The organism is Allochromatium humboldtianum (assembly GCF_013385175.1).
GTDB lineage: Bacteria > Pseudomonadota > Gammaproteobacteria > Chromatiales > Chromatiaceae > Thermochromatium > Thermochromatium humboldtianum.
Window position 1 is genome coordinate 217244 of sequence record NZ_JABZEO010000003.1, and the last position, 26241, is coordinate 243484.

Here is a 26241-nt window from a genome sequence, read left to right on the forward strand (position 1 = left end):
GCATGGGGCTGAAGAAATCTCACGACGCACCGACCGCCGGCCCGGACGAGCGACGTCTGCCGCGCGACCTGCCCGGATTGCTGACCGCGCTCGACGACCCAGATCCACTGGCGCGGCGCTGGGCGGCGCGCGATCTGGCGCAGTATCCCGAGTCCTCGCACGCGCTGGTCGAACGGCTGGGCCGCGAGACCGAGCCGAGCGTGACCGCCGTGATCCTGACCAGTCTCACCCTGATCGGCGACGAGATCGCGGTCGCGGGCCTGACCGAGTGTCTGCGCAGCGAAGATGCGATGCTGCGCAACGCGGCCATCGAGGCCATGAAGCAACTGCCCGAGGAGGTCGCGCCCTGGATGGGGCGTCTGCTTGAAGACCCGGACCCCGACGTGCGCATCTTCGCCGTCGATGTGCTCGAATCCCTGCGTCACCCCCAGGTCGAGGAATGGCTGATCCGCGTCATCACCCAGGATGCCCACGTCAACGTCTGCGCCACGGCGGTCGACCTGCTCGGCGAGGTCGGATCGGAACGTGCCACGCCCGCCCTGCTCGCGCTCAAACAGCGCTTCGCCGACGAGCCGTACATCCAATTCGCCGCCGATCTGGCGCTCAAACGGATCAGCGCGGACTGACACCATGAGCGAGCCGTGCCAGATCAGCGACGAGGATTTCCAGAAATTCCGCGAGTTCTTCTATCGCAAGACCGGCATCCTGTTCGAGGACAGCAAGCGCTATTTCGTCGACAAGCGTCTGCTCGACCGCATGGAGGCCACCGGCAGCGAGAACTTCCGCAGCTATTTCACCATGCTGCGCTTCCAGGCCTCGGGCGAGGAGCTCCAGGCGCTCATCAACGCGATGACGGTCAACGAGACCTACTTCTTCCGCGAGGAGTATCAGTTCGAATGTCTGGTCAACTCGATGCTGGAGGAGCTGGTGGCACGGCGCGCGAACACCTCGACGCCGATCCGCATCTGGTCGGTGCCCTCGTCCTCGGGTGAGGAGCCCTACGGCATCGCCATCTATCTGCTCGAACACTGGCCGCGCATCAACGAACTCGACGTCGAGATCGTCTCCTCCGACATCGACACCGACATCCTGGCCCAGGCACGGCGCGGGCGCTACAGTCCGCGCGCCATCCAGCATCTGCCGGCGCCGCTGCTGAAGAAATATTTCGTCCGGGTCGGCGAGTTCTACCAGATCGACGACAGTCTGCGCGAGGCGGTGCACTTCACCCGCGCCAATGTCACGGACCCGGCCGACATGCGCCTGCACCGCCATTTCGATGTCATCTTCTGTCGCAATCTGTTGATCTATTTCGACGATCTCTCGCGCAAGCGCACCGCCGAGTCCTTCTATGACGCGCTCAATCCGGGCGGATTCGTCTGTCTCGGGCACTCCGAGTCCATGAGCCGGATCTCGTCGCTGTTCCGGGTGCGCAAGTTCCCCGAGGCCATCGTCTATCAGAAACCCTGGGAGGCGCGATGAAACGGATCCTGGTCATCGACGACGCGGCCACGGTGCGGCTCTATCACCGTGGCATCCTGGAGTCGGCCGGCTTCGAGGTCAGCGAGGCGGTCAATGGGCTGGAGGCACTGGAGCGCCTCGCCGAGGGACCATTCGACCTCTATCTGGTCGACATCAACATGCCCAAGCTCGACGGCTATGGCTTTCTGCGCGAGCTGCGCGCCAAGGACATCCCCCAGGCGCCGGCGATCATGGTCTCGACCGAGGCCGAGGACAACGACCAGCGTCTCGCCTATGCCTGCGGGGCCAATCTCTATCTGATCAAGCCGGCCAAACCGGCCCAGTTGCTGGCGCACGTCCAGACCCTGCTCGGCGAGAGACATCCGTCATGAGTGCCTTGCTGAACCAATTCCTGACCGAGGGACGGGACTTCCTCGAAGCCATCGGCGCCAAGCTGCTCGAACTCGAACGTGCGTCCGAGCCCGAGCAGGGGCCGCTGATGGTCGAGCTGTTCCGGCTGGTGCACACGCTCAAGGGCAATTCGGGGCTGTTCGACATCCCCGAGATGACGCGCGTGCTGCATGCGGCCGAGGATCTGATGGACGCGGTGCGCGACGGACGGGTCGAGTTCAGCCGCGATCTGGCCGATCATCTGCTGGAGGCGATGGACTTCGTGTCGCTCCTGATCGACGAGATCGCCGAGGCGAGCGGGGACGGTCAACCGCCGAGCACCAGCGGTCATGCTCGGGAGGCGGTGCGGCTCGGCGAGGCGTTGCGTGGTCTGATGGCCGAGAGTATCCAGACGCCGGATGCTGGCGATCAGCCGGACGCGGCTTCGGCCTCGAACGGCGCCGATTCGGGTTCCGCGTCCGAAACGGGCGGCTGGCTGGACGATCTGCCCGAGTCCGTGCGCGATGATCTCCAGAACCTTCTTGCCTCCGGCGAGTCGTTGTGCCGGCTGCTCTATCGCCCCGAGGAGGAATGCTTCTTCAAAGGCGAAGATCCCTTCTTCCAGCTCACCCAGCTTCCCGAACCGATCTGGCGCCGGGTCGGCGCACGCGAGGACTGGCCGCGACTGGCCGAGCTGGACGCCTATCGCTGTGTGCTGGAGTTCGAGCTGATCCTGAGCACGGACGTCGAGACGCTCATCGAGCATTTCCGTTATGTCCCGGATCAGGTCGAAATCCAGCCACTGTCGGCGTCGATGCTGGATACCAGCGTATCGACGGCGACCGAACCCGACTCCGATGAATCCGAGCCGCCGCCACCTTGGGCCGGACTCAGCCCTGAAGCGCTCGAATCCATCCGTCTGGCGCTGGAGGCTCAACGCGAGATCCTGACCCTGGGCGACAGCCCGGCCTGGCTCGGCGGACGTCTGCGCGCGGTCGGTTCGACCCTGGCGGCGATCCTGACCAGTCTGGGCCGAGATCCGGCGACGAGCGGACTGGGGACGGCGCTGGAAGCGGCACTTGCCACCGACTCGGGCACCTATTTGGTGCGCTGGCTCGATCATCAGACCTGGCCCGAGGCCAAACCCGCTGCGCCCGAGCCGGTGCGCGCGGCGATCGTGACGCCCGCCCCATCCCATCCGACGACGACCGCGAGCGCTCCGACCGCCGCGAGCACGCCCGACGAAGCGGTCAATGAGCCGGTCAAGTTCGGCCGCCGAGCCGAGGACCAGCTCGCCAACCTGCGCACGCTCAAGGTCGATCAGGCCAAGATCGACCGGCTCATGAACCTGATCGGCGAGATGGTGGTGGCCAAGAACGCCCTGCCCTATCTGGCCGCGCGCGCCGAGGATCTGTACGGCGTGCGCGAACTCTCGCGCGAGATCAAGACCCAGTACGGCGTCATCAACCGCATCGCCGAGGAGATGCAGGACGCCATCATGCAGGTACGGATGCTGCCGGTGTCCTTCGTCTTCCAGCGCTTCCCGCGCCTGGTGCGCGACATCGCGCACAAGCTCGGCAAGGAAGTGCGCCTGATCATGGAGGGCGAGTCGACCGAGGCCGACAAGAACATCATCGAGTCGCTCGCCGATCCGCTCATCCACATCGTGCGCAACAGTCTCGATCATGGCCTGGAGTCGCCCGCCGAACGACGCGCCGCCGGCAAGCCGCCCGAGGGTCGTCTGACCATCAGCGCCCGTCAGGAATCCGACCGCGTCCTGATCGAGATCAGCGACGACGGACGCGGCATCGACCCCGATGTGATCCGGCGCAAGGCGTATGAAAAAGGGATCATCGACGAGGCCGCGCTCGAACGGCTCAACGATCAGGAAGCGGTCAATCTGGTCTTCGCCGCCGGCTTCTCGACCGCCGAACAGATCAGCGACCTGTCCGGGCGCGGCGTGGGCATGGACGTGGTGCGCAACGCCATCGCGCGCGTGCATGGCTCGATCGACCTGCGCAGTCGCGTCGGCGAGGGCACGCGCCTGCGCCTCTCGCTGCCCTTGTCGATGGCCGTCACCAACGTCATGATCATCGAGTCGGCCGGACAGCGCTTCGGCGTGCCCATGGACGCCGTAGCCGAGACGGTCCGGGTGGCGCGGCGCGACATCCGCGTCATCAAAAAACGTCTGACCACGGTGCTGCGCGGACGGCTGGTGCCCCTGGTGGCGCTCAACGACCTGCTGGCGCTCGATGCGCCCCAGCTCGCCAACGACGACGACGAGCTGGCGGTGCTCGTGGTGCGGATCGAGAAGGAATACTTGGGTATCATCGTCGACGACTGCCGCGAGACGATCGACATCATCCTCAAGCCGCTGGCCGGTTTTCTCGGCGACCTCACCGGCTATTCCGGTTCGGCCCTGCTCGGGGACGGCTCGGTGCTGCTGATCCTCAATCCACGCGAACTGCTCTGAGCGGGAGGACCGTCCGATGCCGATCGAAGTCAGTGACAATCAGCTCGTGGTGCGGGAGTTGCTCAGCGTCGAGGACGCCGAGAGCCTGCTCGACTGGCTGATCCAGCATCCGCGCGGTCGGCTCGACCTGACCGACTGCACCCATTTACACGCCGCCAATCTCCAGGTGCTGATGGCGGCCCGACCCAAGATCGCCGCCTGGCCGAGTCGCGACGCCCTCGCCGACTGGCTGCGGGCGGCATTGATTCAGGAAGACACGACCCATGTCCAAGACGATTCTGGTGGTTGACGATTCAGCGACCATGGTGATGAGCCTCAAGGCCAGCCTGGAGATGGCCGGCTTCAAGGTCGAGACCGCCGGCGACGGCGTGCAGGCGCTCACCAAGCTCAAGTCCGGCGTCAAGCCGGATCTGATCATCACCGACATCAACATGCCCAACATGGGCGGGATGGACTTCATCCGCAACGCGCGCGCCCTGCCCGGACTGCGTTTCACGCCCATCCTGGCGCTGACCACAGAGAGCCAGCAGACCAAGCGCGACGAGGCCAAGAAGCTCGGCGCCACCGGCTGGCTGGTCAAGCCGGTGGGTGGCACGGATCTGGTCAAGGTCATCAAGCAAGTGCTGCCGGGCGCCTGAGGATCGCGCCCCGATGCCCTTCGTCAAACCGCGTCACTCACTGGTCGAGGCGACCCTGGCGCAGTCGCGCGCACTGCGCCGGGTCATGGCGGCCCTGACCCTCATCGGCACGCTGGTGCTCTCGCTCCTGGTCTATCAGACGCACGACTGGATCGCCTTCGAGGCCGTGCGACGGGGCATCGACGAGGGGCTGCTGGAGGCGCTCCTGGTCGGCGGAACCCTGCTGATCACCAACTTCCTGGTCGGCTGGTTCGTGTTCAGGCTCAATTTCCGCACCACGGGCGCCATGAGTCAGGCGCTCGACGGCTTCGACGCCGAGCTCAAGCACAACGAGCAGATGCATCAGGCGGGCTGCGCCGCGCTCCTGCAGACGGCCACGCTCGACCAGGCCTTCGACGAACGCATCAGCGAGGCCATCCACGACAGCGAGACCTCCGCGCTCGAGGTCGTCGAGCGCGCCAGCCGTCTGAATGACGCGGCGAGCACATTGCTCGGCTATCTGCGCCATTCCAACATGGATGCCAACGCCATGGAGCAGGACATCACCCACGGCGTCGACGACATCAGCGAGATCGCGCGCTTCGTCCAGGAGTTGCCGGCCAAGATCCGCAACGACATGGCCGCCATCCAGGCGATCGTCAAGGACATCGGCCAGCTGGAGGGGCTGGCGACCTCGATCAAGGACATCAGCAAACAGACCAATCTGCTGGCGCTCAATGCCGCCATCGAGGCCGCGCGCGCCGGCGAGGCCGGACGCGGCTTCGCCGTGGTCGCTGGCGAGGTGCGCGCCCTGGCCAGCCGCGCCACGGCCGCCGCCGACACCATCGAGGCCGGACTCAACCAGGCCCTCGGCGCGGCCGAGCGCAGCATGGAGCTCAATTTCCTCCACGACTCCGACCAACAGCTCGAACAGGCGACCCATGTGGTCGCCTCGGTGCATCGTCTGCGCGACAACTACGAGGACATGCGCCAGTTCTACAAGACGCTGTTCTCGGTCGTCACCCAGCACAACACCAGCCTGGCCGAGCAGATCGGCGACATGCTCGGACTCTTGCAGTATCAGGACGTGGTCGGTCAGCGGCTCTCCCGGCTCCAGTCGGCCATGCGCCAGCGCGCCGACCTGCTGGTTGCAGCGGGCGCTCCCTCCGACAGTCTGATGCAACTGGCCGATGCGCTGAGTCAGTTGCATGTCGACTATCTGGAGGACGAGTCGCGGCACGCGCGCCCGGCCCTGGGGTCGAGTCCCTCGGCCGGCTCCGGGCCGCCCAGCATCGAGCTGTTCTGATCGCCGGGACAAGCCGCCGATCGGAGTCGGATGCCGGATACGCACTCCGACACAATGGTCTAACATGGCAGTCATACATGCGGTGAACCGCGCGACTTGGCCGGGCGATCCGATCGCTTCGGCAAGGAATACAGCCCACTGATGAACACAGCCTTCCAACGCCTCCAACGCGACCGGCGCGGCGAACTCCTCGCCGCCTGGCAGCAGCATCTGGCCGCCACCTTCGACCGTCATCATCCCCATCCACCGAGCCTCGACGTCCAGCGCGAGGTGCTCTTCGACGCGCTCCTCAACACGCTGACCAGCGGCGCGCCCGAGGACGACTTCAGACTCGATCCGGAGACCGATCTGGCGCGACACCTGAATCGGCTCATCGCCGAACAGGCCCGGCAGCTCGCCAATCCGTCCGATACCATCGGCGCCCTGCTCGCGCTCAAACAGCTCGTGGCGCGCGCCCTGATCGACACGAATCCGCAAACGCCGGTGATCGAGGATCTGCTGTGGCTGGATCGGGTGTTCGACGGCCTGTCGCTGTTCGCCTTCAAGTCCTTCGTCGACATCCGCGAACGGCTCATCGCCGAACAGAGCCTGTCGCTGCTCGAACTCTCCACGCCCGTGCTCCGGGTCTGGAGTCAGGTGCTGCTGCTGCCTCTGGTCGGCGTCATCGACACCCAGCGCGCGCGTCAGATCACCGAGCGTCTGCTGGAGGCCATCGCCCTGCACGAGGCGCGCGTCACCATCCTGGATCTGACCGGGGTGCCGGTGCTCGACACCAGCGTGGCCCAGCATCTGATGAAGACCATCGACGCGGCGCGCCTGCTCGGCAGCCGGGTCGTCATGACCGGCATCAGCCCCGAGGGCGCTCAGACGCTGACCAAGCTCGGCATCCGCTTCGCCGATGTCATCAGCCGCGCCACCCTGCGCGCCGGTCTCGCCGAGGCCCTGCTGCTGATCGACCGCCGCATCGCCCCGATCGACGAGGCACGCCCATCATGAGAATCCCCATCCTGCAACTCGATCGCATCCTCCTGGTCTCGATCCAGGTCGATCTCACCGACAACGACGCCATGCAGTTCCAGTCCGATCTGGTCGAGCGCGTGGCCGCGATCGAGGCGCTGGGCGTGGCCATCGACATCACGGCGCTCGACGTGGTCGACTCCTACATGGCGCGCGTCATCAACGACACGGCCAACATGGTGCGGCTGCTCGGGGCCGAGGTCGTCATCTGCGGCATCCAACCGTTCGTGGCCCTGACCCTGATCGAGATGGGCCGCGGACTGCTCGGCGCCGACTGCGCCTTCAACCTCGGCCAGGCGCTGGAGATGCTCAAGGGCCGGATCGCCAAGCGCGGCGACACCCGCTTCGTCGGGGACGAGGATGTCTGAGCCGCTCGATCCCGAATGTCTGCCGATCCGTTCCACGCTCGACGTCGTCACGGCGCGCCATGCCGCGCGCGAACTCTGCGAGCGGCTCGGATTCGGCAAGGCCGATCAGACCCGGCTGGCCACCGCCGTCTCGGAACTGGCGCGCAACGTCATCCAGTATGCCGGTGAGGGCCGCTGTCTGATCGAGGACGGCTCGGACGACCGGCAACGCTGCATCCGGGTGCGTATCGAGGATCAGGGGCCGGGCATTCGCGATCTGCAACAGGCGCTGACCGACGGTTACAGCACCAGCGGCGGACTCGGCGCCGGACTGCCGGGCACACGCCGTCTGGTCGACGAGTTCCAGATCGAATCGGCGCCCGGATCGACGCGGGTCACGATTGCGCTGATCAAGCGTCGCTGAGGCCGGATGTGTCCGTGAACGATAGCGACACCCTGGAACCGACACGACTCGCGGTGGAGACGATCGAGGTGCTGATCGTCTCGGAATCCGATGTCATGTCGGCCAGCCGTCAGGCGCGTCTGCTGGCCGAACGTCTGGGGTTCTCCCGGAGTTCGGCCTACCACATCGCCACGGCGGCCTCCGAGCTGGCCAACAATGTGCTGACCCATGCCGGCGGCGGCCGGCTGCGGGCAAGCGCGCGGCATGATCATCCGGAGCTCGCCGTCATCGGGCTGGAACTGCTGGCCGAGGACGAAGGACCGGGCATCCCGGATCCGGAACTGGCGCTGACCGAGGGCTACAGCACCGGCAAGGGACTCGGCTGCGGGCTGCCGGGCGTGAAGCGTCTGATGGATGAGTTCAGTCTGGAAACGCGCCCCGGCGGCACCCGGGTCAGGGCGGTCAAATGGCGCTGACGAGCGGCCTGACGGCGTGCAAACCACCGGCCGGGATCCAGGAACGGATCGGTCAGGCGCTGCGTGCCATGCCGGGCGAGACACTCTGCGGCGACCAGATCGGCTGGTGGATGTGTCCCGACCGCTGGCGTTTGGCCCTGGCCGACGGACTCGGTCATGGCGCCGAGGCCCATGTCGCCTCGGCCACCGCCATGCGCCAGATCGCCGGCGACGATGACGAAGCGCCTCTGGCCGAACTCTTCGCCCGTTGCGACCGGGCCCTGCTCGACACCCGTGGCGTGGCGCTGTCCGTGGTCGACATCCTGCCGGCCGAGTCGGTCATCGTGCAGGCGGCCGTCGGCAACATCCGCACCCTGCTGATCCAGGGCTCGGGCACCAAGCGTCTCGGCGGTGCGCGCGGGATCGTCGGCGCCGGGTTCGACGGACTGCGCCCGGAGCGTCTGCCGATCGCGCCGGGCGACTGGCTGCTGCTGTTCTCCGATGGTCTGCCCGAGAACGCCGATCTGGCCGAGGCCCTGGGCGACGTCTGGCCGTCGGACGCACTTGCCGAGCGACTGCTCAACGACTGGGCCTGTGATCACGACGACGCCGGTCTGCTGCTCTATCGCCATGCCTGAATCGACCGATACCACAGCCTCGTCCAGCAATGACATCGCGCGGCTCTATGCCGAGGTGCTGCAACGGGCGGTCTTCGCCCGGGATGCGCTGGCGCTGGAGATGGCGCTGACTGAAGCCTCGGATCTCGGGCGCGATCTGATCGCGCTGGAGATCCCGCTCGAAGAGGTGGGCGAACTCCATCACGACGCCCTGATGCGTCTGTCGCGCGCCAATCCGGAGCTGCCGCTGAGTCAGGTCGCCGCGCGCATCACCGCGCCCCTGATGGAGGCGACCATGGCCTATAGTCTCGCCTTTCGCGAGCAGCTCGAACACCGCGCCACGACCCTGGTCAATGCCCGTCTGGAGCAGTCACGCCGGCTGGAGGCCGTCGGCACGCTCGCCGCCGGGATCGCGCACGACTTCAACAACATCCTGGGCGCCATCCTCGGCTTCAGCGAATTGCTGGAGGACGAGCTGGCGCCGGAGTCGTCCGGAAAACAGCATCTGGCCTACATTCAGCAGGCGAGTTTTCGCGCCCGCGATCTGATCGCGCGTATGCTGACCTTTGCGCGCGATCTGGCCGACTCGCCGGTTCCGGTCGAGGTCGTGGGGCTGGTGCGCGAGACCCTGGCCCTGCTGCGCGCCACCCTGCCGGTGGGGGTGAGGGTCGGATTCACGCCCAGGGTCGACGAAGCCTGGGTGCTGGCCGAGCCGAGCCAGATCCAGCAGATCGTCATGAACCTCTGCATCAATGCCGCCGATGCCATCGGTGAGGCGCAGGGGCATATCGAGATCGAGATCGAATGTGTTCGGCGTCCCGACGACGCGGCGGACGAGACACCGGCCTGGATCTGCTTGAGCGTGAGCGACGATGGCGAGGGCATGACGCCCGAGGTTCGGGAGCGGGTCTTCGATCCCTTCTTCACCACCAAGGCGCCCGGCAAGGGAAGCGGGTTGGGGCTGTCGGTCATCCATGGCCTGGTCGGCAAGCTCGGCGGACACATCCAGCTCGACAGCGCGCAGGGGCGGGGCAGCCGGTTCGTCATCGAACTGCCGCGATTGATCCAGGAAGCGGAGACGACGCTGCGCTGACCATTGGCGTTCAAGATCTCATCGTCAAGGATTGCTGGCCTTCGTTCCGTGATTTACGGGCTTTGATTCCGTAATTTACGGCGGCTCATTCCGAGATTTACGGCACATGTCATCCCTGTACCAACGCTGCATCGAGCCACGCCGGTAGTTGTCAGGGGAGAGTTTTCGGCAGATTTCCCCCAACCTTCCCTTACGATAAACGGCTTGGGTGGCTATGCTGCACACCAATCCACCTCAAGGAGCACCACGACACCGCTGATCTAAGCTGCAAATCATAGGATCTCAGCGATCCAAATAATACAAATTCCGCATTCCATTATTAAACGATTAGAAACAATGAATTACATGACATAGTCGGCTCGTGCCGGAAGGTGCGGGCCTAACCCCCCAACCTTTCAGGAGCACGACATGGCCAGCTTCTACGATGCGGACCAAACCCCTTTTCTGCCTTCACCCGCCCTTGATGACGCGACCGTTGCCCGCTTTGGACTGAGCCTTCTACTGGATCTCGACGGTCTATCGGGCGCTTTGTATGCCTTCCAGAACAGCGCATCCGCTGCACGAATGTTGCGGATGCTGGGGTTGGACGAGGCGCTTTTGAAAACAGATGGCGACGCCTCGAATCTCATTCAGGCGCTCAAAGCACGCCATGCACAACTCGGCTCCTTCGATGGCCATTTTGGAATCACGCTAGACGATGGCTTGCAATACCTGGCAAATATCCTCGGCCTGTCAACGGTCGAGCGCCATGTCTTGGGGCTAGCGACCACACTCAAAGCCCATGCCTGTCTCGCCAAGCTGGCGTCAAGAGCACTCGGTGAGCTGGATTTCCTCCATCTGGTCCAGATCAGTGCCAAGCTGATCGGCGAATCTGAATCAGTGATTCGTAAGGCTGTTGCTTCGAGCAGTCTACTTGTACGATCCGGTCTTCTCAGTATCGATCGCAAGTCTCGTCAATGCCTCCCTCAAAAATTCGTCTTGATGGATGGTCTGGTCGATGCTTTATGTTTCAGTCGCGCTGAGATCGAGGGATTCCTCGAACGCTGGATCATCGAGGCTCCGGCCGCTCATCTGCGATTTGCGGACTATCCGCATCTGCACCAAGAGATCAATCAGATGCAGCGCAAGCTTGCCCAAGAGCTGCGATTCCAGGGGAAGGGTATCAATGTCTTGCTGTACGGCCGTGCCGGGACGGGCAAAACGGAACTGGCGCGTGCCGTTGCCAAGCAACTGGGCGTGACTCTGTACTCTGTTCCAACCGCCGATGAATCCGGCGAGCCGCTGTCGAGCGCGCAACGTTTGGGCTGTTATCGTCTCGCCCAAACCGTACTGGCAAGGCGCGGCCAAGCCTTGCTGTTGTTCGACGAGGTGGAAGACGTTTTTCCGCATCCAATGAGCATTCACTTCGGCAATGCTGAAATGAACAAGGGATGGATCAACTCGACACTGGAAGACAACCCGCTTCCGACTTTATGGGTGTGCAATCGCCTCGATGGATTTGACGAAGCCTATCTGCGCCGATTCACCCAGGTCATCGAGGTCGGCATTCCACCCTTGTCGACACGAAAACGTATTATCCAGAGTTACACTCGCCGTCTGCCGGTTTCAAGCTCCTGGAAACAGCGCGCGGCCAGTCACCCGGATCTGTCGCCCGCCTTGCTGAGTCAGGCCGTCAAGAATGTTGCGTCGATTCAGTATCGCGACCCCAAGACTGTCGAGGCGGCTCTGGAAACGCTGCTCAACAGCACACTGAAGGCTATGGGGCGCGAACCGATACCGCCGCAAGCGGTGGCGGATGTCATGACCTATCGCCCCGAGTGTCTGAATGCCGATCAAGACTTGAACGCTTTGGTGCAGGGCTTGCGCCGAGATCCGCGTGGACGTCTCTGTCTCTACGGGCCGCCTGGTACCGGCAAAAGCGCATTTGGGGCTCATGTTGCCCATGAGCTTCAACGGCCACTGCTCGTCAAACGTGCTTCGGATCTGCTTAGATCCTTGGTCGGTGAATCTGAGCAGCGCCTTGCCTTGATGTTCCAACAAGCCGAATCCGATGGAGCCGTATTGGTACTCGATGAGGCCGATAGTTTCTTGCGTGATCGCCGACAAGCGCATACCAGTTGGGAGGTCAGTCAAGTCAATGAATTGTTGACGCAGATGGAAGGTTTTGATGGGGTATTCATCGCCTCGACCAATCTGTTCGAGGCATTCGACGCGGCGGCTTTGCGTCGCTTCGACCTCAAGATCCGTTTCGACTATCTGCGTCCGGATCAGGCGTGGATACTGTTTCGCGAGACCCTGCGTCAAACCGGGGGGCGGTTGACACAGGCGGCTATCTGGCAGGAGAGATTGAGCGGTTTGAAGGGTCTCACGCCGGGGGACTTTGCTGTAGTCCTGAGAAGCCAGCGTCTGTTTACGACGTCGCTCACTCCAGACAAGTTATATGAAGATCTGGCGTCAGAGATCGCGTTGAAAGACCAGCAGGCGACTCATCGTCCCATTGGTTTTACGGCTGAGCTGTAAAGCCGGTCAGCCGCCATTCCCGGAGAGTTCGACGCCTACAGGGAATGGCGTTTCTTTCATGCAAGGCGGCAGGATAGTGTATAGAGCTTTTCCTGAGTTACGAGAAGCAGACGCAAGCCGAGCGACTGATATGTGCTTTGCAGCGCTGATCGTATACTGCGAGTTAAACTATCCTTCTCGGGCGCCATCAGCTCGGCAGCGGCGACCTTCTGCAAGTCTTTGGCTAATGAGCATTCGATCTCCCGGGTTTTCTGATCGCCTTGGAGAAGGCCGATTGGCGTGTCTATCGGGAGGCGCCGAATCGTGATCTTGGGTTTGCCTTGCGGGGTGTCCGCCGAAATCGAATATTCAAACCAAGCTCGATCCAGGAAGATCAACTCGGGCGCAATGGAGAGACGAAAATAACGGGCATCACTGACTTCGATCAATGGCTCATTTGCGGAGCGTAGCTTTTCTGCAAGCTGGCTCAGTTGCTCTCTTTTTTCTGCATCATGAAATTCTATCCAGCCAAAATCATGGCATGTCAGCAAACCATCTTCGGCTTGGCTCAACTTCCAGGACCGTGCGTGTCCTGCTAAGGCAAGTAGTAGTTTTTTATCCTCGATATCCAAATTAATCAAAATGGATTTTTCTTGGCCGGATTTGCCTTTGAGCAGATCATTATTTAGCGAGAAAATAAAACCTTCATCGCGAGCAGCATGATAATATTTTTTATTAGCAAAATTGTATCTGTAATTGTTTTTGTAAGACGACGGCAGATCATCCAAAGCCTTTTCCAAGGCAAGGCGATCATCTAAAAAGTCACGATAAATGGCTTCGATACTAAACTCTTTCCCGCCATCCATTGTTTTTCCAGAAACGACCTCTGGTATAGAACATTCGATCAGGTATCCCGATGACTTTTCGACAGCTTGTCGTAAAGCAAAGTAACCCTTTGTTGTCAATTCGATCAAATAAAGACGAAAAAAGTATTGTGTGAAAGCGTAATTTGGCGCGGCACCCATACATTGGCTGTAAGGCTTCAAATCTCGCCAGGGAACCGCTGTATAGTGGCCTTCACTTTTGATCAGGTGAGTTTCTTCTTCAAACTCACGGATCAATGTATGTTCCATAGCGTCGAACATGGGCTTTGAGTCAGGCGATTGCAATGTTTCCAGCAAGCAATCGATTGGCGTTGTTTCCCCCATTACTTCTTTTAAATCTTGGAGATTAGATCGACCTCCAACTAAGCCATATTCATTTGCATGCTCTCTAGCCTCTCGGCGATGAAAAAGAATTTTTCCGTTCAGCTTAATAATTCCCCATGCCACATAGATAAATCGAATCGGCGGCGGAAGAGAACCATCTAGTCTATGATCAAGTCTTCTGTCCTCAACAGCTTTTAAAACAGCTTTTTGTTTTTGTTTTACGTCATCAGAAACTCCTGCAACTTGCCAAAAATCCGGAGGAAAAAGTCGCTGCTTTGGATCAGCTAATGAGTGCAACAAAGATAAAGCAAAAAGCTGAGCCGGATAAGAGACAAACTTCCAAAATCCCTTTGAAAGCTCTACTCTATCAAGCAAGGAAAGCGTATCAAACAGATATTCGATAATATTCAAAAACTCTTGAGCAAATTTTTCTGGATTGGCGATATGCAGATTTCTCGTCATCTCTTGATGAAGAATCTTTTTTTCAACACAAGAAAATGCGCCACCTTCTTCAGAAAAGCGAGGCAAATGATCAATTATATTAGAAATCAAGCAATCAAAATTTGACATAAGAAAAAATTCTTTTGGCTAAACTAGAAATAAATTTTATATCTTCTTTATCACTGCAAAGATAATTATCAAAATCTTTTTTAATAATCGGGCTTTGAAAATCATATCTATTTTTTTGCTTGCCAAAAATAATAGATGAAAAAATGTAGACATAAAAATAATCCAGGGGCGTTTTTTTGTTATCGCCATTATCATATTCATAATAACCATATTTGTACTCATAACTAGCAACAAAATTTGCTGCAGCAGCATAGGTCCAGCCAATGTCATTAGGATGCTTAACGTTTGAAATTTTCTGTATATTTCCACAGAGAGTATCTTTTTCAATAACAGCTATTTTTTTTGAAATATAAATGTGACTTTCTTGTATTTTATGCTCGACACTGGAAGAATTTAAATCTTCATCTGGCAAACCAATCATATCAAGCAACTGATTATCTATTTCACTGTCCATAGAGCAATTAAATGTTGCTTTTTTAAAAACAAGAAGAATAAACGCCAAAAATGAATATCCAGGAAAGCTCGCTTCAATTTCATTTTTATAATGCACCATAAGATGCCTAAAGTTCTGCAAGATCCAAGCATATGCAAAACGATCTGGAAATTGTTTATAATCGGGGAGCTTCTTATCAATAAATTTATTTATTTCTTTATAATTAGAGCTGTCCCAAACATTAGCAATCTTGCCCAACAAAGTCTCCCATTTAAATTCTACCCCTCCTTTTTGGGATTGCTGACAATACAGCAAAGAATTAAAAATTTCAGCAATTTTTTTTGGCGGAGTATTTTTAGCGACATGATGATTAGTAACATCATAATAAATTGAATTTATTTTATCTTTTTCTTTAAATTGCTCCACGACTTCCAATATCAGTTTTTTTATTTTGCCATCCTGCTCATTAAGTTCTTTTTGGTTTAGCATTTCCTGAAAATATATCCACTGGCGAATTGCGATTAAAGATCTGCCAGTTTTCTTGATATCTATTTCTAGGTTGTCGTATTGATCATTTAAAATTTCGTTAACTTTTCCATCTGAAAAATCAGACAGTACATATTCTGCAACCACATCAAAAAAGCATTTTATTTCATCAGTAGGTAAATCAATTTCTTTTTCAAAATAAAGTGTCAGCAAAATAAGGGCGGATTTAAATCTAACAGAGCGGTCGCCAAATTCGGATTTTGCAACTTTTTGATATCTTTTTATTGCGGCTTCATAGCTAGATTTTTTGACGCTATTTGACATTAATTGATTAGTAGAATAAGCCAAAAAGTAAGAATTAGCTAGCTTGTAGCTAGCTACGCTTTCTTTTATTTTGCTTCCCGTTTTTTTACTTCGCAAAAATACCATAGAATACCACCTAGCAGCATCCTTGTAGTTTCCATTATCAAATGAAATGTCGCCTAATCGCTCTTGAGCATATAGATAGTGAGATTTTGCCGCAGCATTGTAAAGCTTTAATGCATCTTTTATGTTTTTTTCATAAATTTTCCCCAGATCAAACTGTGCTTGAGGAAGATTTCTAGCAAACTCTTCAAGTTTATCCTTGAAAAGAAGTGGTTTTCCTTCGCTATTAATCATTTCAATAGCATACTTAGCCTCATAAAAACTTGGATCTAAATCTGCTGCTTTTTCTAAAAGCTTTTTTCCTTCTATTGTAATTGATTTTTTTTCTTGAAAATCCCAAAAAGCCAATATGAGCATTGAGCGAGAATTTCCAGATTTTGCTTTTTCTAAATGTGAATTGCGCGATTCATCATTGTTTATAAAAGCAAGTTCATGTATGGTTTGCTCTAAAGAATCGCAAAGTGAATCTATAAGTTCTAATTCAAAAAAATTACCGATTAATTCATTAACTTCTTCGTCGGCAAAATCACAATTAGATTGTTTCATCTTTATTCTCCTGCACAGAAATAGCAATATTTTTTTCTTGTTTCAACACTATGATAATCTGGATAAATACATGCGCCCTCATTATTTTCATAAATCCAAAGCGGTTTGTGCAACTGTCGCTCAGTATATTGATTAACTAAAGCATCGACAGCCATAGAAGAAATTAATGAATTAAGCGTCTTAACCGCTGGCTCCTTAACCTCCTGTCCATCAACATATCCACGCCGTACCAACTCTTGCCCAAGAAAGTCGTTTTTGTGCTGTTCCGCTGCCACTTCAGTCGGGTTGATTCGACCAAGGCAGTGTAGACACAACCGATCCCCCGTGCGCGCCACGATGACCTCACCGCTCATATCCGTGATCTCACCATCCGTCACCGTGATATTCACACCGCTGGAAATCAGCGGAATCCCAAATCGCAATGCAATCTCCTGAGCTTTGAAGCGACTGTACTGGCTATCCGTCGCCAGCATGATCCAGTCGGCCTGCGCCAGCACAGAAAGCGCCGCCTCGTCCTCGACACCGAACGCATGAGCACCGATCTCGGCCCGAGGATTGATGCGCTGCAAATGATCCCGCACGACCTCCACCTTGAGCCGGTTCTCGACCGCATCCTGATAATAGGCACCAACGATACGGTTGAGATTAGTGATCTCGACTCGATCCGGATCAATCAGATCAAGCGCCTGAAACCCGGTATGGATCAGATTCTCAGCGATCACCGACCCCAGCCCACCAACACCGACGACCGCCAACCGCTGCCCATGAGTCATCCGGCGCAGATTGTCCAGCCCCAAGGCTAGTACACTTCGTGCAAGAAATCCATGCTCCGGATCAGCCTCCGCCAACGCAATGTCGGCAAGCGCCGGATCTCCCGCGCATGGCCAGTTCTCCGACACGACCTGAGTCTTGATCCGTGCCGGACAGGCGACGGAACCCTCGGCTTCCCGCCGCCACAGACGCGCCGCATAATCCGACCGCGACAGTACGATACTGGCATAGTGTATATCGTCGAGGGTATCGGTCAGCCAACTATGAAACGCCCGCTCATCACGATCATCGGTCCCTGAGAAAGCCGCTCCCTGCGAACAGAACGGATGCGTGTGCACATCGATCAGCGTATCCACATCCCCGCGCTGCTGCACCTCGACCAGCCGATCATAGATATACTGGCGCTTCAGACGCAAATGGGCCAAGCCCTGATCCTCATAATCCTGTGGACGCGGGTAGTGCGCAGAGACGATCTTGATCAACTCATGCTCACCGACCCGATGACGCTGCCCGAACAGCAGCGCAAAGGTCTCCCGACTCGAATCCGTCAGAAGCTGCGCACGCAGTTCGGGAAAAAGCCCTTGCGGAAACCGCAGAAGAGGAAGCGTGCTCATGACTCAATCGTTCCCCAGCGCTTCACGGATGAGATGAAAGTAAGTGTAGATATTGTCGCCATCACGCCAATTCTGCGCCGGCTGCCAAGCGCCATTGTCGATGTAGACGCAATACCACTTCCACCCCTGCTCGATCGGCGCCTGCCAAGCGCTATGCGCAACACCTTGAAAGAAATGGCCATCCGGTGAGAGCGGAATATCGGCCATCATATAGAACCCGATCGGCGGCAAGGCCGGATATTCGTCAGGGAAGACGACCATCAGCGCCGTGGTTCGCGCGATACGATGCCAGCGCGGCGGTAGATTATAGGTAGGGACCACCATCCAGTGGGCGTCAGTATGATCGAAATCGACACCCTGCGACCTGAACAGAGTGCGACTGATGTCAGTGACCTGTTCCGTGATGATCTGCTTGGACTGATGGGAACGGCGACCGCCGAATCCACCCTTGTACCGCTTGGGCATGGTCGTTGGCTTGGCACCGCGCCCTTGCTTGTCGATGAGTTCGTGTCGCGCATAGTGGCGATGCTCATCGATCGTTTGCACCTTGCCACCGCACTCCAAAATGGCGCGACGCCCCGGCGCGACCTTGGCCAGCCGAGCCAATTCACTGCCATGTGCGCCGTTATTGAGGCTGTTGGGGTCGAGACGTCTGCCGTTCATGATGGCCATGATGTTGCTCCTGGATTGGATGGGGGGGGAAGGTGAAAATCTGGCGGATAGACTATCTCTGCAACCAATGACCTGTCAGGGGAAAACGTCGGGAAAACCGACGTTCTCCACAGCGATTCTGGTTTACAGCCTATCGTCGTCCGCTTCTGCCGCCATCTCTTCAAAAGCGACGGCCTGATCTGCGCGCTCTTGCAGATAGACGGCCAGATCGATGAAGCCGGAAGCTTTGAGCCTGATTTCGTTGGCAGCATTGATGCCTGGGAAAGCTGCGACCTCGACACGAATGCCGCGCTCACGCAACTCAAGGATCACAGGCACGAAATCCTTGTCTCCAGAGATCAGGACGATGATTTCGGGCTTGACGATTTCCGCAGTACGCATCAGCGCAAGCGTGATCTCGACATCGAAGTCGCACTTGTAGCTATCGCCCGCAATCGCCCCTACCTTACTGTGGACCAGATAGCTCTGCTCCCACAGAGATTCAATGCTCTGATCGCGCGCATGAGGATTGCGTGGATCGATGGGAACGAAAGCATGCGCCTCGACCAGGAAGCGCCCCTCACTGAGATAGTTCAGCAGATCATGGTAGTCAGGTACGGTTCCTTGGTTGCGAAAAGCGGCGTTGGTGTTTGCATAGTCATTGAAGACGACGAGCTTTTCCATGGTGATCTCCTGGTGGTTGGCTGGTATTATTTGGAGGCTTTGGTTAAGGCCGCCGCAATCAGTGCGGCGGCGGCGACCGCGATGAAGTGAAAATCGATCATAAACAGCAGTATGGTGCCGCACAGCAGGCCGACCCCTGATCCGATGGCCCAATCAGGGATTTTGTTCGTTGCGGCGGGCCGTCTTGCTCTACCTGAATTGTTCCGATATCCAGGTGCACGGTTCTGGTTGAACTGGCGGTTTCGGTATTTGTTCGCGTTGGGGATGTTGGCCATAGGTACATGCTCCTGAGCGGCTGGGCTTGGAGCAGTAATTTAAGATGGCCAATTCGAGGCGGGTAGGGAGAATTGGGGGAAAAAGAGGAAGCTCGGCGTCAAGACACCAAGTATTTCTAGCGCGCGCGTCGAGTTGATTCGGCGCCTTTTGCTTTGCGTCCGTAGCTGAGTGCACAGCGCCGACTGACACCTGATGGACATCCGGCAGATCGCAAACCAATCCGATCGGGAAATTTCGGACCGGCGTGGCTTCGAGCTTGCGTCACCCTTCGGCCAGCCACTGACGCACGGTCGCTATGGGCAAGAAAAGCCGCCGTGGATTGGACGGCAGCGGCATGAAACCAAATCCCTGGTACATCGCCTTGCGCCGCTCCACGCGCTCCGGATCGCCGCAGTCGAACACGTCCAGCATCACCACCGCGATGCCGATCGCCTCGGATGCGCGAGCAATGCGCGTCAGGGCGTCCACCAGCAGGTCGCTGCCGAAACCCTGATTCCGATACCGCCGATCTCGACCGATCATCGAGATGAACGCGGCGGGAATCGCACCATGCGCCGGTCGTGCGCGCGCATAGCGTGGCGGCAGCGCCTCGTAGCTGACGGCATGGGCGTTGATCGCATAGAAGCCCATCACGGCGCCCTCGGGCGCCGCCATCACATACAGCCGGATATTGTCGGCCTTGGCCAATTTGTTGGCTGTCTTGTGAAAGTAGTTGTCGATCGCCGCAATGCCGCAACTGAAACCGTCCCGGTCATGCCGCGCGGAGTCGAACGGCTCGATGCAATAGGGCTGAGCGCTTCGATCCGGCATTATTTCGACCGGGTCCGCTCACGACTGCGTTTCAGGGCTGCGCGTAGCTCGGGGGTCGGCTCGGGCGGCTGGTCCAGCGCCGCGAAGAACACCGCTTGGTCCTCAGGACGCAGGATCGTCAGCTCATGGGCCGCAATGGTCTCCAAGGCGGCCTGATAGGCGGCATTCATGGCGAAGGTCGAATCATCCAGGCCCGACAGCACGGCCGCTCTGTGGATCGTCTCCTTGATCCTCGGCTTGGTGCGAAAATGCATCCGCGCATCATTGCGCTCGTTGATCGTGTTCGTCAGGTCTTCTGCCGGCCGCATGATCGATCTCCCACTGTTTGGCATGATACGGAACAATGTACGCCGATTGAGCGTACGCATCAACCGAACCGAGTCACCCAGGATATAGAAGCAAGACGCCACGATTGGCATCAACGGCAAAGCTCCCTCAGCGCCCTTCCAATCCACGCGCATCGCGGTCGATTCAGAGCCTGATTCGCTCTTTTATGCCATACTGAATTCCATTTTCGGCCGACACCTTATGCAATCATGACCAAGGTACTGATCGTCGACGATGACGAACTCTTTCGGACCATGCTCACCGAGATGGTCCAGCGCGAGGGCCATCAGGTCGGCACCGCGACCAACGGCAACGAGGCATTGACCGCCATCGAGCACAGTCGCCCCGATCTCATCATCACCGATATCCTGATGCCCGAAAAAGACGGCATCGAGCTCATCATGGAGCTGGCGCGACGCGACGCGCGGATTCCCATCATCGCCGTCTCGGGCGGACGCCGCTCGATCAGTCTGGAATTCAATCTGGAGTCGGCCAAGCTGATGGGCGTGCGCGCCACCCTGCCCAAGCCCTTCACGCGCGAACAACTGCGTGAAGCCATCGCTGGCGCACTGAGTTAAAGCCAGAGCGCCGATAGCCGGTCAACCGGCATCGAGCACGCGCCCGGCCCAATCACCCAGAGCGTCGAGAATCGCCAGCTTGGCCGGATCGTCGTCATGGATCTCGGCCAGTTCGGCGAGCCGCACCTCATAATCCTCGATCTGGAGACTGGCCCCACCCTCGGGGTCAGTGAGGCGCGCAAAGCGATAGGCGTCCCAGTCCTCACGCTCATCCGGACTCAGAGTCTCAGGCCAGTTACGGGCGCGATAGCGGAACAGCAGCGTGCCAAGACGCGGGTCGCTGAAACGCGGCGGCGCGGTCGCCAGCTCGGCGGGGTTAGAGCGCACGACCTGATCGCAGGCGCGACGGTCGGCGTCGGAGAGGAAACCGCCCGAATAAAGCATCAGCTCGGGATCGGTCTCGACCGGCAGCGGTCGTTGATGGACTTCGCGCACGCGCTGCTCGATCTCGCCGGCTGCATCCGCGATCCAGCGCGCATGACGCACGACTCGATCGGGGTCGATCCGCCAGCACTCGGCACTCTCCGGGGGCAGGGTCGCCAGCGGCGCGAGCATGGGTACATGATTGACATGCACGGTCTTGAGCGGGACGCGCTCGACACCCGCCGGCAGTTCCTCGCTCGGCGTGAAGAGCCGACGGCGGATCTCGTCCACCGACAGCTCCAGCAGTTGGGCCGGATCCGCACGCAGATCGAAACAGATCACGCCATTTCCGTTGGTCGGATGAGCCGCGACCGGAAAGATCGGCGCGATACAGCCGAGCGCTGCCGGGAAGCGCGCCGAGACATGCAGCAAGGGTCGGCGTTCATCGAGTAGCGCGCGCACCCGGCGCTTGTCGCGCAGCGTCAACGCATAGCTGAAAAGTCGGGGCTGGACATCACGCAGCCGGCGCGCCAGCGCGATGGTCGCGCGCACGTCGGCGAGCGCGTCATGCGCCTGACCATGGTCGATGCCGTTGGCGACGGTCAGCTGCTCCAGCCGGAACGAGGTCGTACCCTCGTCGTTGAGCGGCCATTCGATCCCTGCGGGACGCAGTGCATGGGCCAGCCGCAGCACATCGATCAGATCCCAGCGCGAGTTGCCGGAGCGCCATTCACGCGCGTAAGGATCGAAAAAATTGCGGTAGAACAGATGACGGGTGACTTCGTCGTCGAAGCGCAGACTGTTGTAGCCGACGCCGCAGGTTCCGGGCCGGCTCAGCTCATCATGGATCGCGCGCGCGAACTCGGCCTCAATCACCCCTTCGCGTGCGACACGCTGAGGCGTGAGACCCGTGACGAGACAGGCATCCGGATGAGGGAGCAGATCGTCCGTCGGACGACAGAAGAGAACGAGCGGATCGCCGACCTCGTTGAGATCGGCGTCGGTGCGGACTCCGGCGAACTGACAGGGACGATCGCGGCGCGGATCGGCGCCCCAGGTTTCGTAATCGTGCCAGTAGAAGGTGTCGGACATGGGCCGAACCTCCAGTGCCGGACGCTGGCCGCCCTGGTCCGGACGGCCGGAACGGCTCAGACCTTCTCGCGGATGCGAGCGGCCTTGCCGGTGAGATTGCGCAGATAGTAGAGCTTGGCGCGACGCACATCGCCCTTGCGCTTGACCTCGATGCCGGCGATCGACGGGCTGTAGGTCTGGAACACGCGCTCCACGCCCTCGCCATGCGAGATCTTGCGCACGGTGAAGGCCGAGTTCAGACCGCGACTGCGGATGGCGATGACGACACCCTCGAACGCCTGGAGACGCTCGCGATCCTTCTCCTTGACCTTGACCTGGACGACGACGGTGTCGCCCGGGGCGAAATCCGGGACTTCGCGGGACATTTGCTCTTGTTCGAGCTGCTGAATGATGTTGCTCATGGTTTCCTTGGCTCCTGTTCTCAGCCGGCGCCACCCTCGCGATGGGCCAGTATGAATTCATCGAGTAACGTGCGCTCGGCCTCGCTGAGCCCGCGGCGCTCGAGTAGATCCGGACGGCGCCGCCAGGTCCGTCCCAGCGCCTGCCGCAGCCGCCAACGCTCGATGGCGGCATGGTCGCCACCGAGCAGCACGGAGGGAACCGAGCCTTCCTCGATCCGCTCCGGGCGGGTGTAATGTGGGCAATCCAAGAGCCCATCCATGTGCGAATCCTGTCGCGCCGAATCGACGTGACCGAGCGCGCCCGGCAGCAACCGGATGACTGCGTCCATGACCACCATCGCCGGCAGCTCGCCACCGCTCAGGACATAGTCGCCGATCGACCATTCCTCGTCGACGTGGGACTCGATCAGACGCTCGTCGACGCCTTCGTAGCGTCCGGCGAGCAGGATCCAACCGGGACGCGCGACGATCTCCAGCATCGCGGCCTGATCGAGCACGCGCCCCTGGGGCGACAGATAGGCGACCCGGCTCTGTGGCACCGCCGCCCGCGCGGCCCGAATCGCTTCACGCAGCGGCTCGACCTTCATCACCATCCCCGGCCCGCCGCCATAGGGACGGTCGTCGACGGTGCGATGGACGTCGTGCGTGAAGTCGCGCGGATTCCACAGATGCAGCTCGGCCAGTCCGCGCGCCAGCGCCCGTCCCGTCACGCCCTGATCCGAGAGGATGCGAAACAGATCAGGAAAGAGCGTGATGACGTCGAAGCGCATGGGTGTCTGGAATCCAGGAGGTTCGATCGAGAACTGAGAACGAACCTTTGGGCCGACCCGGACTCAGAACTCCGGATCCCAGTCGACCCGGATCAGACGCTGATCGAAGTCCACGTCCAGAATCACGTCGCCCCAGACGAAGGGAATCAGACGCTCGCGTTCACCCTCGACCACCAGCACGTCGTTCGCACCGGTCGAGAACAGATGCGAGACCTGTCCAAGTTCGACATCGGACTGGGTGACGACGGCCAGACCTTCCAGGTCGATCCAATAGAATTCGTCCGGACGTGGCGGCGGAAGCTGATCGCGTCGAATCGCGATTTCCTGGCCGATCAGAACGGCGGCTTGATCGCGGTCTTCACACCCATCCAGACGGGCGATGAGTCCCTTGCCATGCAGCTTGCCTTCGGCTACGCGACGCACTGCACCTTCAGGCCCCAACAACCAAGGCGAGTAGCGCAGGATGCCTTCGCGCGGATCGGTCTCGGAATAGACCTTGACCCATCCCTTGACGCCATAGAGCCCTGACACGCGCCCAAGCACGATCCGAGCGGACGGCGGCTCTTCGGACACCCTGATCGAGCCTCGCGAGCGAACCGAACTCAAGCGGCCGCCGCGGCCTCGCGCGTCGCCTGCTTGATCAACTGCTTGACACGATCGGTCGGCTGCGCACCCTTGCGGATCCACTCCTGTGCCAGCGCGGTGTCGAGCCGCAGCGGGATCTCGCCGCCGCGCGCGTTCGGGTTGAAGAAACCGAGTCGCTCGATATAGCGACCATCACGCTTGGAGCGGATGTCGGCGACGACGATCTGGTAGAAAGGGTTCTTCTTCGAACCACCACGTGACAAACGAATCGTGACCATGTGCTGTCCTGGCTCAAGAGCTGGATAGGGAGTCTCGCGGAAGGCCCGCGGGTAAACGCGCAAATATACAGAATTATGCGCGAAATGGAAGACCCGATCGAACATCGGACGCTCCTGCCAGCCGGCGGACCAGACCAAAAATGGCATGCGTGTCACAGTTTCGTGAAGAAACGACCCGAATCGTCTCTTGGGAGTGACACTTTCGCCTCAGAGTTGTTAAGCTGAATGGCAGCGAGGATCTTCCCACAAACGACTCTGACCAGAACCAGGACACTCCCATGCGCAAGCTACTCGTCATCTCCCCGGACGACCTCTCGGACGATGTCGCCACGGCTTTGCAGGAAAAGCACTGGTCGATCCGCCATGTGCGAGAGACCGACGCGCTCGAGCGACTGGTCCAGGAAGAACACATCCTCGTTGGCCTCATCGTCTTCCCGGTCGCGCGCGACACCCGTCACGAGACCCATCTATGCCGGCAGATCAGCCGTTCGACAGGACTCAAATGGGTCGCGATCGTCAACGAGGGTCAGATCCAGCAGCCTGATTTCAGAAATTTCGTCGCCGAGTGTCTCTATGACTTCCATGTGCGGCCAGTCGATGCCGAGCGCTTGGCGATCGTGCTCGGTCACGCCTATGGCATGGCCAGGGTCGAGCACGACCTACGCGACGCGACCGCAAAGGGCGTCCCGAATCACTTCGGCCTGATCGGGGAGAGTCCAGTGATGCGACATCACTACCGACTGCTCCAGCGCGCGGCCGAATCGGACGTCTCAGTGCTCATCACAGGTCCGACGGGCACGGGCAAGGAACTCGCCGCCCGCGCCATCCACGACTACTCGCCGCGCTCCAGCGGGCCGTTCGTCGCCATCAATTGCGCCGCGATCCCGCCGACCCTGCTGCAATCGGAACTCTTCGGCCACGAGAAAGGCTCCTTCACCAGCGCCAACGCGCGCAAGAGCGGCTACATCCACAGTGCGGCCGGCGGTACGCTCTTTCTCGACGAGATCGGCGACATGCCGCTGGAATCGCAAGCGACCCTGCTGCGCTTCCTGGAAGACAAGATCGTCACGCCCATCGGCAGCACGCGCGGCACGGCGGTCGATGTCCGCATCATCGCCTCGACCAACGTCGACCTGGAACGCGCCATCGCCGAGCGCGCCTTTCGTGCCGATCTCTACTACCGGCTGGCCTTCCTGACCGTACAGACCCCGCCGCTCCATGAGCGCGGGGCGGACATCGAGCTACTGGCCCGGCAATTCCTCGAAGAGGTCATGCGCGATCTCGGACTGCGTCGTCTCCAGTTCGGACAGGATGCGCTCGCCGCCCTGCGCGCCCATCATTGGCCCGGCAACGTGCGTGAGCTGCGTAGCGTGATCTTTCAGGCCGCACTCAATTGCGAAGGACTATCGATCCGCCCCGAGGATCTGAAGATCATGAGCATGGATCAGGGCCTCGTCGCGCCCGGACACGAACCAAACCATATGGAACTGCCCGACAGGCTCAACGGCACGGCCAGCCATCACGGAGCCTCGACGCTCAAGAGCATCCGCGCCCAATCCGAGAAGCGCAATCTCGAATACGCCCTGGCACGCAACGGCAGCAACATCACGCGGACCGCTCAGGATCTGGGCGTCTCCAGGATGACGCTCTACAGGCTCATGGCCAAGCACGGCGTGGCACGCACCAGCCCGGACTGA

At 59.2% G+C, this 26241-nt stretch carries 29 protein-coding genes; 16 read left to right on the plus strand and 13 right to left on the minus strand.

The genetic code is table 11. From position 1 onward, the window contains the following. Nucleotides 1–2: 2 nt before the first annotated feature. From HW932_RS05665 to HW932_RS05730, 14 genes are all read left to right on the plus strand, one after another. A complete protein-coding gene (locus HW932_RS05665; RefSeq protein ID WP_176975516.1) occupies nt 3–626 on the plus strand; it encodes a HEAT repeat domain-containing protein in 624 nt (207 codons plus the stop codon). 4 nt (nt 627–630) lie between these two features. Continuing rightward, nucleotides 631–1479: a CheR family methyltransferase gene (locus tag HW932_RS05670; protein WP_176975517.1), complete on the plus strand. Its 849-nt coding sequence runs from the start codon at nt 631–633 to the stop codon at nt 1477–1479. Further along, nucleotides 1476–1850, plus strand: coding sequence for a response regulator (locus HW932_RS05675; RefSeq protein WP_176975518.1), 375 nt, complete (start codon nt 1476–1478; stop codon nt 1848–1850). The genes HW932_RS05670 and HW932_RS05675 overlap by 4 nt, the downstream gene beginning before the upstream one ends. Further along, nucleotides 1847–4321 (plus strand): chemotaxis protein CheA, encoded by a 2475-nt coding sequence (locus HW932_RS05680; RefSeq protein WP_176975519.1) that lies wholly within the window; start codon nt 1847–1849, stop codon nt 4319–4321. Before HW932_RS05675 ends, HW932_RS05680 begins: the two co-directional genes overlap by 4 nt. 16 nt (nt 4322–4337) lie before the next feature. Beyond that, nucleotides 4338–4610 (plus strand): hypothetical protein, encoded by a 273-nt coding sequence (locus HW932_RS05685; RefSeq protein WP_176975520.1) that lies wholly within the window; start codon nt 4338–4340, stop codon nt 4608–4610. Continuing rightward, entirely contained in the window at nt 4585–4959 is a 375-nt protein-coding gene (locus HW932_RS05690; RefSeq protein WP_176975521.1) for a response regulator, read from the plus strand. The genes HW932_RS05685 and HW932_RS05690 overlap by 26 nt, the downstream gene beginning before the upstream one ends. 13 nt (nt 4960–4972) lie before the next feature. After that, nucleotides 4973–6244 (plus strand): methyl-accepting chemotaxis protein, encoded by a 1272-nt coding sequence (locus HW932_RS05695; protein ID WP_176975522.1) that lies wholly within the window; start codon nt 4973–4975, stop codon nt 6242–6244. A gap of 141 nt (nt 6245–6385) precedes the next feature. Then, nucleotides 6386–7240, plus strand: a complete 855-nt coding sequence (locus HW932_RS05700; protein WP_176975523.1) for an STAS domain-containing protein — start codon at nt 6386–6388, stop codon at nt 7238–7240. Beyond that, nucleotides 7237–7629, plus strand: coding sequence for an STAS domain-containing protein (locus HW932_RS05705; RefSeq protein ID WP_176975524.1), 393 nt, complete (start codon nt 7237–7239; stop codon nt 7627–7629). Before HW932_RS05700 ends, HW932_RS05705 begins: the two co-directional genes overlap by 4 nt. Beyond that, nucleotides 7622–8032, plus strand: a complete 411-nt coding sequence (locus HW932_RS05710) for an anti-sigma regulatory factor (RefSeq protein WP_176975525.1) — start codon at nt 7622–7624, stop codon at nt 8030–8032. Before HW932_RS05705 ends, HW932_RS05710 begins: the two co-directional genes overlap by 8 nt. A gap of 14 nt (nt 8033–8046) precedes the next feature. After that, on the plus strand, nt 8047–8487 hold the full coding sequence (locus HW932_RS05715; RefSeq protein ID WP_343046963.1) for an anti-sigma regulatory factor: 441 nt from the start codon (nt 8047–8049) through the stop codon (nt 8485–8487). Beyond that, on the plus strand, nt 8478–9104 hold the full coding sequence (locus HW932_RS05720; RefSeq protein WP_176975526.1) for a SpoIIE family protein phosphatase: 627 nt from the start codon (nt 8478–8480) through the stop codon (nt 9102–9104). The genes HW932_RS05715 and HW932_RS05720 overlap by 10 nt, the downstream gene beginning before the upstream one ends. Continuing rightward, entirely contained in the window at nt 9097–10176 is a 1080-nt protein-coding gene (locus HW932_RS05725; RefSeq protein WP_176975527.1) for a sensor histidine kinase, read from the plus strand. The genes HW932_RS05720 and HW932_RS05725 overlap by 8 nt, the downstream gene beginning before the upstream one ends. Before the next feature lie 408 nt (nt 10177–10584). Further along, nucleotides 10585–12696, plus strand: a complete 2112-nt coding sequence (locus HW932_RS05730) for an AAA family ATPase (RefSeq protein ID WP_246296674.1) — start codon at nt 10585–10587, stop codon at nt 12694–12696. 56 nt (nt 12697–12752) lie between these two features. Here HW932_RS05730 and HW932_RS05735 read toward each other — a convergent pair whose 3' ends face one another. The 8 genes from HW932_RS05735 to HW932_RS05770 all read right to left on the minus strand — a co-directional run bounded on the left by HW932_RS05735 (nt 12753) and on the right by HW932_RS05770 (nt 20518). Next, the gene (locus HW932_RS05735) at nt 12753–14453 is read right to left on the minus strand and encodes an NUDIX hydrolase (RefSeq protein ID WP_176975528.1); all 1701 of its coding nucleotides are present in this window, start codon (nt 14451–14453) and stop codon (nt 12753–12755) included. Further along, nucleotides 14440–16344: a sel1 repeat family protein gene (locus tag HW932_RS05740; RefSeq protein ID WP_176975529.1), complete on the minus strand. Its 1905-nt coding sequence runs from the start codon at nt 16342–16344 to the stop codon at nt 14440–14442. Before HW932_RS05740 ends, HW932_RS05735 begins: the two co-directional genes overlap by 14 nt. A gap of 2 nt (nt 16345–16346) precedes the next feature. Continuing rightward, nucleotides 16347–17729, minus strand: a complete 1383-nt coding sequence (locus tag HW932_RS05745; protein ID WP_176975530.1) for a ThiF family adenylyltransferase — start codon at nt 17727–17729, stop codon at nt 16347–16349. Nucleotides 17730–17732: 3 nt separating this feature from the next. Further along, a complete protein-coding gene (locus HW932_RS05750; RefSeq protein ID WP_176975531.1) occupies nt 17733–18401 on the minus strand; it encodes a hypothetical protein in 669 nt (222 codons plus the stop codon). Between the two features lie 123 nt (nt 18402–18524). Next, the gene (locus tag HW932_RS05755) at nt 18525–19064 is read right to left on the minus strand and encodes an NYN domain-containing protein (RefSeq protein ID WP_176975532.1); all 540 of its coding nucleotides are present in this window, start codon (nt 19062–19064) and stop codon (nt 18525–18527) included. Between the two features lie 26 nt (nt 19065–19090). After that, complete coding sequence (locus HW932_RS05760) at nt 19091–19339, minus strand: hypothetical protein (RefSeq protein ID WP_176975533.1); 249 nt, start codon at nt 19337–19339, stop codon at nt 19091–19093. A gap of 262 nt (nt 19340–19601) precedes the next feature. After that, nucleotides 19602–20150 carry a GNAT family protein gene (locus tag HW932_RS05765; RefSeq protein ID WP_176975534.1) on the minus strand — a complete coding sequence of 183 codons (549 nt, stop codon included), beginning with the start codon at nt 20148–20150 and terminating at the stop codon, nt 19602–19604. Further along, on the minus strand, nt 20150–20518 hold the full coding sequence (locus HW932_RS05770; protein ID WP_246296675.1) for a type II toxin-antitoxin system TacA family antitoxin: 369 nt from the start codon (nt 20516–20518) through the stop codon (nt 20150–20152). The genes HW932_RS05765 and HW932_RS05770 overlap by 1 nt, the downstream gene beginning before the upstream one ends. A 168-nt stretch (nt 20519–20686) precedes the next feature. On the opposite strand from HW932_RS05770, the gene HW932_RS05775 reads away from it, so the two are divergent. After that, entirely contained in the window at nt 20687–21055 is a 369-nt protein-coding gene (locus HW932_RS05775; RefSeq protein WP_176975535.1) for a response regulator, read from the plus strand. 21 nt (nt 21056–21076) lie between these two features. On the opposite strand, the gene sbcB is transcribed toward HW932_RS05775, so the two are convergent. From sbcB to rpsP, 5 genes are all read right to left on the minus strand, one after another. Next, nucleotides 21077–22510 carry an exodeoxyribonuclease I gene (gene sbcB / locus HW932_RS05780; RefSeq protein ID WP_176975536.1) on the minus strand — a complete coding sequence of 478 codons (1434 nt, stop codon included), beginning with the start codon at nt 22508–22510 and terminating at the stop codon, nt 21077–21079. A 56-nt stretch (nt 22511–22566) separates the two neighbouring features. Then, a complete protein-coding gene (gene rplS, locus HW932_RS05785; protein WP_176975537.1) occupies nt 22567–22911 on the minus strand; it encodes a 50S ribosomal protein L19 in 345 nt (114 codons plus the stop codon). A gap of 20 nt (nt 22912–22931) precedes the next feature. Next, on the minus strand, nt 22932–23681 hold the full coding sequence (gene trmD, locus HW932_RS05790) for a tRNA (guanosine(37)-N1)-methyltransferase TrmD (protein WP_176975538.1): 750 nt from the start codon (nt 23679–23681) through the stop codon (nt 22932–22934). Between the two features lie 63 nt (nt 23682–23744). Further along, a complete protein-coding gene (gene rimM / locus HW932_RS05795) occupies nt 23745–24254 on the minus strand; it encodes a ribosome maturation factor RimM (protein ID WP_176975539.1) in 510 nt (169 codons plus the stop codon). Nucleotides 24255–24283: 29 nt separating this feature from the next. Then, nucleotides 24284–24544 (minus strand): 30S ribosomal protein S16, encoded by a 261-nt coding sequence (rpsP, locus tag HW932_RS05800; RefSeq protein ID WP_176975719.1) that lies wholly within the window; start codon nt 24542–24544, stop codon nt 24284–24286. A 221-nt stretch (nt 24545–24765) separates the two neighbouring features. Between rpsP and HW932_RS05805 the strand changes: the two genes are divergently transcribed. Further along, complete coding sequence (locus HW932_RS05805; protein ID WP_281358187.1) at nt 24766–26241, plus strand: sigma-54 dependent transcriptional regulator; 1476 nt, start codon at nt 24766–24768, stop codon at nt 26239–26241.

Bases quoted from the DNA above. Each gene is read 5' to 3' on its own strand.
- HW932_RS05665 (WP_176975516.1), top strand. From the start codon at position 3: ATGGGGCTGAAGAAATCTCACGACGCACCGACCGCCGGCCCGGACGAG.
- HW932_RS05670 (WP_176975517.1), top strand. From the start codon at position 631: ATGAGCGAGCCGTGCCAGATCAGCGACGAGGATTTCCAGAAATTCCGC.
- HW932_RS05675 (WP_176975518.1), top strand. From the start codon at position 1,476: ATGAAACGGATCCTGGTCATCGACGACGCGGCCACGGTGCGGCTCTAT.
- HW932_RS05680 (WP_176975519.1), top strand. From the start codon at position 1,847: ATGAGTGCCTTGCTGAACCAATTCCTGACCGAGGGACGGGACTTCCTC.
- HW932_RS05685 (WP_176975520.1), top strand. From the start codon at position 4,338: ATGCCGATCGAAGTCAGTGACAATCAGCTCGTGGTGCGGGAGTTGCTC.
- HW932_RS05690 (WP_176975521.1), top strand. From the start codon at position 4,585: ATGTCCAAGACGATTCTGGTGGTTGACGATTCAGCGACCATGGTGATG.
- HW932_RS05695 (WP_176975522.1), top strand. From the start codon at position 4,973: ATGCCCTTCGTCAAACCGCGTCACTCACTGGTCGAGGCGACCCTGGCG.
- HW932_RS05700 (WP_176975523.1), top strand. From the start codon at position 6,386: ATGAACACAGCCTTCCAACGCCTCCAACGCGACCGGCGCGGCGAACTC.
- HW932_RS05705 (WP_176975524.1), top strand. From the start codon at position 7,237: ATGAGAATCCCCATCCTGCAACTCGATCGCATCCTCCTGGTCTCGATC.
- HW932_RS05710 (WP_176975525.1), top strand. From the start codon at position 7,622: ATGTCTGAGCCGCTCGATCCCGAATGTCTGCCGATCCGTTCCACGCTC.
- HW932_RS05720 (WP_176975526.1), top strand. From the start codon at position 8,478: ATGGCGCTGACGAGCGGCCTGACGGCGTGCAAACCACCGGCCGGGATC.
- HW932_RS05725 (WP_176975527.1), top strand. From the start codon at position 9,097: ATGCCTGAATCGACCGATACCACAGCCTCGTCCAGCAATGACATCGCG.
- HW932_RS05730 (WP_246296674.1), top strand. From the start codon at position 10,585: ATGGCCAGCTTCTACGATGCGGACCAAACCCCTTTTCTGCCTTCACCC.
- HW932_RS05735 (WP_176975528.1), bottom strand. From the start codon at position 14,453: ATGTCAAATTTTGATTGCTTGATTTCTAATATAATTGATCATTTGCCT.
- HW932_RS05740 (WP_176975529.1), bottom strand. From the start codon at position 16,344: ATGAAACAATCTAATTGTGATTTTGCCGACGAAGAAGTTAATGAATTA.
- HW932_RS05745 (WP_176975530.1), bottom strand. From the start codon at position 17,729: ATGAGCACGCTTCCTCTTCTGCGGTTTCCGCAAGGGCTTTTTCCCGAA.
- HW932_RS05750 (WP_176975531.1), bottom strand. From the start codon at position 18,401: ATGGCCATCATGAACGGCAGACGTCTCGACCCCAACAGCCTCAATAAC.
- HW932_RS05755 (WP_176975532.1), bottom strand. From the start codon at position 19,064: ATGGAAAAGCTCGTCGTCTTCAATGACTATGCAAACACCAACGCCGCT.
- HW932_RS05760 (WP_176975533.1), bottom strand. From the start codon at position 19,339: ATGGCCAACATCCCCAACGCGAACAAATACCGAAACCGCCAGTTCAAC.
- HW932_RS05765 (WP_176975534.1), bottom strand. From the start codon at position 20,150: ATGCCGGATCGAAGCGCTCAGCCCTATTGCATCGAGCCGTTCGACTCC.
- HW932_RS05770 (WP_246296675.1), bottom strand. From the start codon at position 20,518: ATGCGTACGCTCAATCGGCGTACATTGTTCCGTATCATGCCAAACAGT.
- HW932_RS05775 (WP_176975535.1), top strand. From the start codon at position 20,687: ATGACCAAGGTACTGATCGTCGACGATGACGAACTCTTTCGGACCATG.
- sbcB (WP_176975536.1), bottom strand. From the start codon at position 22,510: ATGTCCGACACCTTCTACTGGCACGATTACGAAACCTGGGGCGCCGAT.
- rplS (WP_176975537.1), bottom strand. From the start codon at position 22,911: ATGAGCAACATCATTCAGCAGCTCGAACAAGAGCAAATGTCCCGCGAA.
- trmD (WP_176975538.1), bottom strand. From the start codon at position 23,681: ATGCGCTTCGACGTCATCACGCTCTTTCCTGATCTGTTTCGCATCCTC.
- rpsP (WP_176975719.1), bottom strand. From the start codon at position 24,544: ATGGTCACGATTCGTTTGTCACGTGGTGGTTCGAAGAAGAACCCTTTC.